We start from the raw sequence: 8,780 nt of genomic DNA, 5'->3' as shown, positions 1-8,780 counted from the left end.
GGTGTTAATGGGGTAGAGGTGACTGGTGTCTCTATTGAGACTGGAACGACTTCTACTACGTTAACAGGTACAGGTACCTCTTTAGTCGCAACTACTTTACCATCTTTCACATACTCTACCACTACTGTCGCTGGGATTTGTACACCAACTGTTGCTGTAGGTGGTACTGTTCCTGTTTTAACTTCTGTAACTGTTACAGTAACTCCTGATGGAAGCCCCTTCACGTTATTAGCTGCTTTTTCAGCCTGTTCTTTAATAGCTTTTTCTAGTTCTTGCTTATCACTATCTTTAAGAACTGTTACACCTTCTGGGGTTACTTTTGGTAATACTGTCACTGGGACTTTTACTGTCTCTTCACCATTTGCATACTTAACTTTAGTTGGTACTGTTACATCGGTTGCTCCAACTTTATCCTTTGTATCTGGTAAATCAGCTTCTGTTGGATCTTGTACTGTTCCACCTTGTCCTGGTGTTACTGCATCTTTTACTTTAGCTATTTCAGGTTTGTCGCCTTCAACAACGTATACTTGATCAGCATTTGAACCAACGACATTTACAGTAATTTCTGCATCTTTTGTATACTTAACGCCATCTACTGTATAGGTTACTGGGACTTTTACAATTCCTTTGTTTGTTCCTGCTTCCGATGTAATGGTTGCAAGCACTTCTTCTGTAATCGCTCCAACTTCTACATCTTTGGCACCATCTGGTAATTTAGCTTTGAAATCTGCTGAGCTTGCTACTTCTTCCGCTTTAGCTTTAGCTACTTCTTTAACTTTATCTGTAGTTTCACCTTTTGGTACTGTTACTTCACCTTTAGCAACTGGCAATACTGTTACTGGTACTATTACTTTCTCTGAATCTTTAATTCCTTCGTAAGTTACTGGAACTTCGACTGTTACATCTGTAGTTCCTGCTTTTCCAGTTGTTTCTGGTAATGTTGTTGGTTTACCAACTGTCCCGCCTTGTCCTGGTGTTACGGCATCTTCAGCTTTCGTTGGTTTATCACCTTCAAACACGACTACTCGTTTAGTTGTTGATCCAACTACTGTTACTGGGACTTCTACTTCTTTAGTACCAATAACGTTTCCTTTTTCATCAGTATATTCAATAACTACCTTAGCTGGTTTTTGTTCTCCTGTAGCAGTTGTTTCAGGTTTTTCTTTCACTTCTTTAACAGTTACTGTTACACCTGCAGGAATATTATCTTTTGGTAATGCATCCACTACTTCTTGAGCTTTTGCTTTAACCATTGTTTCTAAATCTGTGCTATCTTTAAGTACTGTTACTCCCGTTGGTTTAACAACTGGTAATACTTTCACAACTGCAGGTACTTCTACAAGTTTGTCTTCACCATTCTTAGCAACTACTGTTACCTTCTTGTCTCCAGGTGTTGTTGTATCAACTGGTTCTTTATACTCAAAGGTTGTTCCTTCTGGATATTGCTCAGGGTTAATACTTTCACTTGCATCTGGTTGTGGTTTGGCAGGGTCTTCAAATACATATTGTGTCTCAGGGCTTACTACCACTACTTTAGCTGGTACTTCTACTAAAGTATCTCCATCTAATTTCGCTACAACGACTACATCTTTTTCACCCGCTGTTGTTGTATCAACCGGTTCTTTATACTCAAAGGTTGTTCCCTCTGGATATTCTTCTGGAGTGATACTTGATTTAGCATCTGGTTGTGGTTTGGATTTATCAGCTACAACAAATTGTGGAGTGCTATCAACTACACGAACAGTTGCAGGTACTTCTACAAGTACTTTATCCCCCTGTTTAACCACTACAGTTACTTTCTTATCTCCAGGTGTCGTTGTATCTGGTTCTTTTTCGTAAGTGAATTTAGAACCAGCTGGATAATCATCTGGATTGATACTATCTTCTGCTTTTGGAGCTTCTTTTGGATCTACTGGGACAATTTGTGGATATCCTTCAACAACTTTAATCGGTACATTAACAGTTTCTTCACGTTTATTATCCCCTGAACCGTATGTCACTGTCACAGGAGCTGTTAATGTGTCATCCCCAACTTTATCAGTTGTATCAGGAAGTTTAGTTTCATCTACTGTTTTCTCATTTCCTTTAGTAGTAACAGCATCTTTTAATTTTTCTGAAGATGGTTTATCTCCCTCTACTACATAAACAGGTTTTGCAGTTGAATCTTGTGGTTTAACTTTAATTGTAAACTCTTGATCTATTTCTTTCTTAGTATCAAACGTTGGATCCTGATCAAATGGATTATCTACAACATCATATCCCATAGATTTCAAAACATCAATACGTGCTTGAACTTTTTCTTCTGGAATTTTATCTCCTGATTTACCAGCAAGATCATCAATATTATATTTCGCATCTAATGGTGTTTCAACACCTTCATCATCTACTGAAACAAATTTTACTTTTGCTTTTTGATCGTCTTTATCATAGGTAATCTTGATATTTGCTTTTGGATCCGTAATTGTTGGTGGTTTATAACCTTCTTCTGGATTTGCAGGATTTACTGGTTCTAATGGTGTTCCATTTCCATCTTTTGGAGTATATCCATCTTTATGAGGAATAATTTGTGTAATTTCACCAGTCTTGGTTGGATCATTTGGATCGTTAGGGAATGGAATCGGATCTCCATCCTTACCAGTGGTTGGATCCACAGGAATCCAGCTTCCAATCTTCGTGTAAGTAACTTTATCCGTTTCATCAGGGACTACTTTTGTGTCTTTTGCAGGGGTTGCTGCTTCTTTAGCTGGAATTTCTTTTTTATCAGCAATATATCCTGGTAGAACATCTACTCCAACTTTATCCCATGTTTTATTTGGACTTTCCCAATCAGTATAGCTTACTTCTTTTGTGACAAGATTAACGGTCGCTTTTCTTGTAAATGGTACCGTTTGAACAGTATCATCCTTAGCTTTTTCCTCAGCTGCTGTATCTGAATCTTTCTTCACATATGAAATCACACGTTTAGCAGTAGTGTTCAAATCAGACTCAGCTAAACCTTCTGGCCACTTAAGTTCAGGATTTTCTCCATTTGGATCTACCGGGCTATCTTTTTCATGAGGTGTTGATGATGGAATTTCAACAATTCTAGGTTTAACAACAATCTTAAATGTTTGAGAAGGCGCTGATGAACCATCTGTTGGGTTAATATCTTCCTTATCATCAAATGTTGGATGTTGATTACCCTGAGTATGATAGTCATCACTTTCTACTTCATAACCCTGGTTTTTAAGTTCTTTGATTTTGTTGTCAATATCTGTACTTGCCGGTAATTCTGAACCAGATTTACCTGTTAAATCAAAGCTAGAAACCACTTCATTTGCGGCTCCATCGACTTTCTTCTCAATCACTACTTTAGCTGTTTGAGTAGAAGGTGTATATGTAATTGGTGATTCTCCGAATTTATCCGTTGGTGTAAATCCATCTGGAACTTTATAGCCTTGAGTTGGATCATTTGGATTTTTCGGTGTTAATTCTTGACCATTGTAAACTGGAGTATATCCTGGAACGTATGGAATTGTTACAGTACTAAAGTCTCCTGGAACTGTTGGATCATTCGGGTTATTTGGATAAGGAATTTTATCTTGAGCACCATTCGGTTTCTTACCTTCTGGATAGTTTGGTACAAATGAACCAATCTCCTTATAAAGAACTTTCTTCACTTCAGGAGTTGTTGTTCCATCTTGAGCAGGAACTGGAGCTTCTTTTTCAGCTACTGTTTTATCTGTAGCATTTACTAATAAGTAATTTTCTACTACTGGTGAATCAACAGCGTTGAATTTACCTTTTGTTCCATCTGCTTTAGCATCAGTTAGTTTATCCGCTTCATTGTAAACTTCCCAATCAGAGTAAGTTACTTCTTTTGTTTCAGGATTAACTGTTGCTGTGCGTTTGTAAGTTACTTTTTGCACCTTTTCAGCATATAAAGGAGTAGCATTATCTTTGTTTGCATCTTCTTCTTTTAGATACTTAATTGTACGTGTAACTTCTTTAACTAAGTCCTCACGAGTAACTCCTGCTGGATATTTACCAAGATTTTCATCTCCTTCTTTTACAGGTGTATCTGCTGTTTTTGGAGATACTGGAGCTGTTGTGCTTGGATTTGTTGGATCAGTTGTTACTGTTGGGTCCACTTTAATTAGGTCCAAGACATGAACAGTGACATTTGTTTCTGTTGATTTCTTACCTTCACTATCAGTTGATTGAACTTTTACAGTATAATCTCCAACTGTAGTTGTATCTAAGTTACCTGCATCACTTACTGCGATTGTTGGTTTAGTAGAATCAACCCCATCACGATCATCTTCTAAGTCAGTTGCTGATGGCTTAGCTTTTTCTAAAACTTTAGCATTGTTCCATTTATCAGCTTCTTTTGTTTTATAAACATATAAATCTGTTTTCTCAACTGCTACTGTTGGAGCTTCGTTTAGAACATCAGCATAAGCTGGATCTGATTCGTTACCTGCTTTATCAAGCACAGTGACTTTGATACGTTTGTCCGGATTTGTTGTCTCATTCGCTTCTGTCAAATCTGTCCCTTTTGGAACTGGTACAACTAATTTACCATCGCGTACTTCAACTTTTGTTTCACCAATATACCAACCATCTTCTTTTTTATTTAAAGTAATTGGGGTTTTACTATTTGGTAACGTAACTTTCATTGAAGTTACTCCACCAATAGCTTCTTTAATATTGTCTACCTCAGTATCAGCATCACGGTCCGTTCCATTGTTTCTATCATTGTCAGCGATATCTTGTTTTTCTCTAGGTACATCTGTTAAATTAGTATCTTTTTCTGTTGGGACAGAAATTAATAATTCTGTTGGTTGATTTTTATCAGTTTTTTCTCCATTAATGCTATCAGTATGAACTGGTTCCACAGTAGGAGTTACTGGTTTAATCGTATCAATGTAAATTGTTTTGTTGTAGTAGTAATCTGGATTGTCTGTATTTCCTAGTGCATTAAATGTATTTCTATATGGACTATTTGGATTTACAACACCTGTATTTTCTAATACTCTGTTGCCTTGTAAATCTGTAAATCCTTCTTTAATTTCTGCAGTTACCTTAAAAGTAGCTGTCCCTTTGAAATTTTTTGCCGTTGTGAAATCAATACCGAATGTTCTTGTCCCATTCTTTGCTGGATCTGAATCCCCTGCATTGAATTTCAATCTAAGCGTTCTTGTAGCTTCATCATACGATACGACTTGGAAAGGACCAGGCCAATTCCATTCATTTGCTTTTTTTAGAGAATCTTTTAATTCGACACCTTCAGGAATTTTAATTGTGTATTCATAAGCACCGTACGTTGGTAACCCACCAACGTTTTTCACAGTAACTCTTAATTGACCGGATTCTTTGTCTTTATAGAGAGTGTCTTCTCCATAAGAGGATGTAGCATTATTACGAACAACATCTGTTGTCATTTCTAATGCAGCACCAACAGCTAAGTTGACCCCACCTACAAAATATCCATCTTCAATTTCTGTTTTACCATTTACTGGATAGGTCTTTTTAAATGCTGGTCCATCCTCTAGTGCCTTAATTGTTATTTTAATTTTTTTAGTCGTATTTGGAGTATTAATAATCGTTCTCCAGAATCCGAAACCATTACCATTCCCTCCATCACCATACGGAGTTGAAACGTGTGTAGTTTCATTATGATTATTCGCATCTGTTAGCGTTCTTAAAACTTCACCTGTATCTGCATCTCTAACTGTAATTTCTACTTTTTCACCAGTACCAGCAGTACCCATATTCCCATAGGCACCACCTGTTAGAACACTTAGGTATAATCTAGAGTTCGGATTAACATTAAATTCTTTCGAAATTTGTGTACCTTTCTTATTTAATTGAATATAATAATCTTTCCCTACAGCTGAATGTGCTGCATTATTTAAAGGAACACCAGGTACACTTGAGTAGTTAACACCATTTGCATAGTTTTGATTAGCTTTATTAGGTGCTAATGGATTTCCTGGAACAGGAGTATCATTGTATTGTCTGTCAATACTTCCATTATTATCGTAAACTTTAGATGGTTTCGGATCAAATCCAGCAGGTCTATCCGCTGCAACTTCTGTTGGAGCTTCTGGTTTAATCGCTGTTACATAATTATTTGTCCCTTCTATTTTCCATCCATCAATTTCATTTTCAATTCTCTTTTCTTTCCAATTATAAGTAATTTTACCAAGTTTTACTGGAGCTGGATTTGGAGAACTAGTACTATTTCTTGAATATTGATTTTCAACAGTAGCAGATTTTGTTTCAACATCTGGAGTATTAAAATCAATATCTCCAAATTGATTTTTCAAACTTGAAATAACGTTATCTACTGGGTTAGCTCCTACCCCTCTTTTATTATTACTAGTAGGACCTTCTGCTGCTTGTTCTCCTACACCAGTAGGAGTCGCTCTAAACCCACTTTCCCCTTTACCAGGAATTGCTTTTCCGTTTCGTGGATCTTGGTTTTTATTTGTTTTTTCTACTTTAGCTTCTGTTTCTGATTTATCTTCTACAGTAGGAGACACTTTTGGCATACTCTCAATTACAAAAGCCTTTTCTCTTAATCTTGCAACAGTTTTATCTACCTCTACCTGAGTTGCTTTATCATTTGCTGATAAAGCTTGAGCTTCTAATAGTGTTGCCTTTGCATCCTCAATAGTTTTTGATGTTTTATTACTAATTTCAACTTTATCTATAGCTGATTGAATACGTGAAATCGCTTCTGATAACTTACTGAAGTCTACCTTTGCAATATTTTCTGGCGCTAGCTTATCTTCATTAACTAAAGCTTCAGCTGAAGTTACTACTGGTTTAGAAACTGGATCTTTAGAAGGAATTTCTTCTCTCTTGGTATCAGGACTCGCAACATTCTCTTCGTGATTTAAGCTTTCTTGAGATGGCGATGACTGTGGATTAGACAAATTTGAGCTCGTTCTTGCATCGTTTCCTTGAATAGTATCAGCTTTTGCAGTGGCTCCACCTCCAAACATCATAAGCGCAGCAATCGCTACCGATGCTGCACCGAAACTATACTTTCGGATTGAAAATCGTTGAACTTTTTGTCCATGATATTTTTTTGTTCGTGAGTACATTACTACTCCTTTGCTTATATTTTATTTACATCAGGAAAAGTCAGTAAGACCCTCAAATTGATACCAAGAAAAGTCCCGACTTCACCTATTGTATAATAAACATAATAACTCTATCTATTCATTATGTCAAGCAATTCGATATTTTAATTGATATAAATATATAAAAAAGCAAAGATAATTAATAGATTCAGAAATATGATTAACAACTCTATAACAACTTTCAAAAAAAGATTAAAAATTACCTCATAATTTACATAGAAAAAGGAGCGGATATGATATCCTACTCCTTATTCTTATCAGAAAATCTAATTAGAATTAGTCTTCTTTTTTCTTGCGAGCAACAAGTCCAAATCCACTCAAGACACCTAAAAGTCCAAGTGCCGCTAAGCTAGCATTGTCTTCTGTACCAGTGTTTGGAAGTTCAGCTTGTCCTTTAGCTTCTGATGAAGCCGCTGGAGCTTGTGGTGCTTCACCATTTTCTGGTGCCGATGGCATCGTTGGAGTTACTGGACCCACTGGGTTAGCCGGATTAGCCGGATTAGGCGGTGTTGTTGGCTGACTTGGGTCTGTAGGAACTACTGGAGTTTCTGGTTGACTTGAGTCTGTCGGTTTCACCGGACTTGTTGGATTTGTTGAAGGTGTTGATGGAGAACCAGGTTGAGATGGAGTGAGTGAGCCTCCATTTGTAGAACCTTCTTTGACTTCTTTATAAACGTATGTTACTTCTGTTGTTCCTTCTGTTACTTTACCAGTTTCGGCACCTTTAGTTGCAGTTGGTACTAATACGTATTTCTTACCATCTTTTGTAGTAATTGTAGCTGGTTTGTTGTCACTTGTGTCGTATGCTGAGCTTACAGATCCGTCAGTCGTATCTTTAACGTCTTCTGCGATTGTGTTACCTGCTTCGTCAGTGTAGTGAACAACTACATTTCCTTTCACTTCTTTGTAAACATAAGTCACTTCTGTAGTCTTACCTGCTTCAACATCACCAGTTTCGTTACCTTTAGTTGATGCTGGGACTAATTCGTATACTTTACCTTCTGGAGTTGTGATACGAGTTGGTTTCATGTCCTTATCAGAAGTATCGTATTTAGCTCCTGGTTTACCGTCTTTAGTATCAACAGCATCTGCTTGAAGTGTGTTTCCAGCTTCGTCTACGTAATGAACAAGAACGTTTCCTGCTTTTTCGTATACATACGTGATTTCTGTAGTACCCTCAGTAACAGCACCGTTTTCTGGCTTAGAATCTTCTTTCAATTCTTTAGCTGTTAAGTAGTATACAGTTCCATCTTTTTCAAGTTTAGCTGGTTTGTTGTCAGTTGTATCATATTTCTCACTTAGTGATCCATTTTCTACATCTTTCGTATCGTCAGCTAATGTGTTTCCTTCTGTGTCAACGTAGTGAACGACTACATTACCAGTGATTTCTTTGTAGACATAAGTTACTTCTGTAGTTTCTCCAGCTTTAACTTTACCTGTTTCATCACCTTTAGTTGATTGAGGGATTAATTCGTATACTTTTCCTTCTGCAGTTGTGATACGGTTTGGTTTCATTCCGTTATCTGCAGTGTTGTAGTCTGAGTTTGGTTTACCGTCTTTTGTATCAACAGCATCTACTTGAATAGTGTTACCTTTTTCATCAGTGTAGTGAACGACTACTTGTCCTGCTTTTTCGTAAACGTAAGT

At 37.0% G+C, this 8,780-nt stretch carries 2 protein-coding genes; both read right to left on the bottom strand.

The features are described from left to right. A partial coding sequence (locus HMPREF2701_RS02655; RefSeq protein ID WP_070482038.1) for a mucin-binding protein occupies positions 1-7,094 on the bottom strand: 7,094 nt, incomplete at its 3' end. Positions 7,095-7,409: 315 nt separating this feature from the next. Further along, a partial coding sequence (locus HMPREF2701_RS02650) for a MucBP domain-containing protein (RefSeq protein ID WP_148130507.1) occupies positions 7,410-8,780 on the bottom strand: 1,371 nt, incomplete at its 5' end.

Origin of the sequence: Streptococcus sp. HMSC077D04, from assembly GCF_001808785.1 — a bacterium.
GTDB lineage: Bacteria > Bacillota > Bacilli > Lactobacillales > Streptococcaceae > Streptococcus > Streptococcus mitis_BX.
The sequence above is the reverse complement of the archived record's forward strand: the minus strand, read 5'-3'. Positions and strand labels throughout refer to the sequence as shown.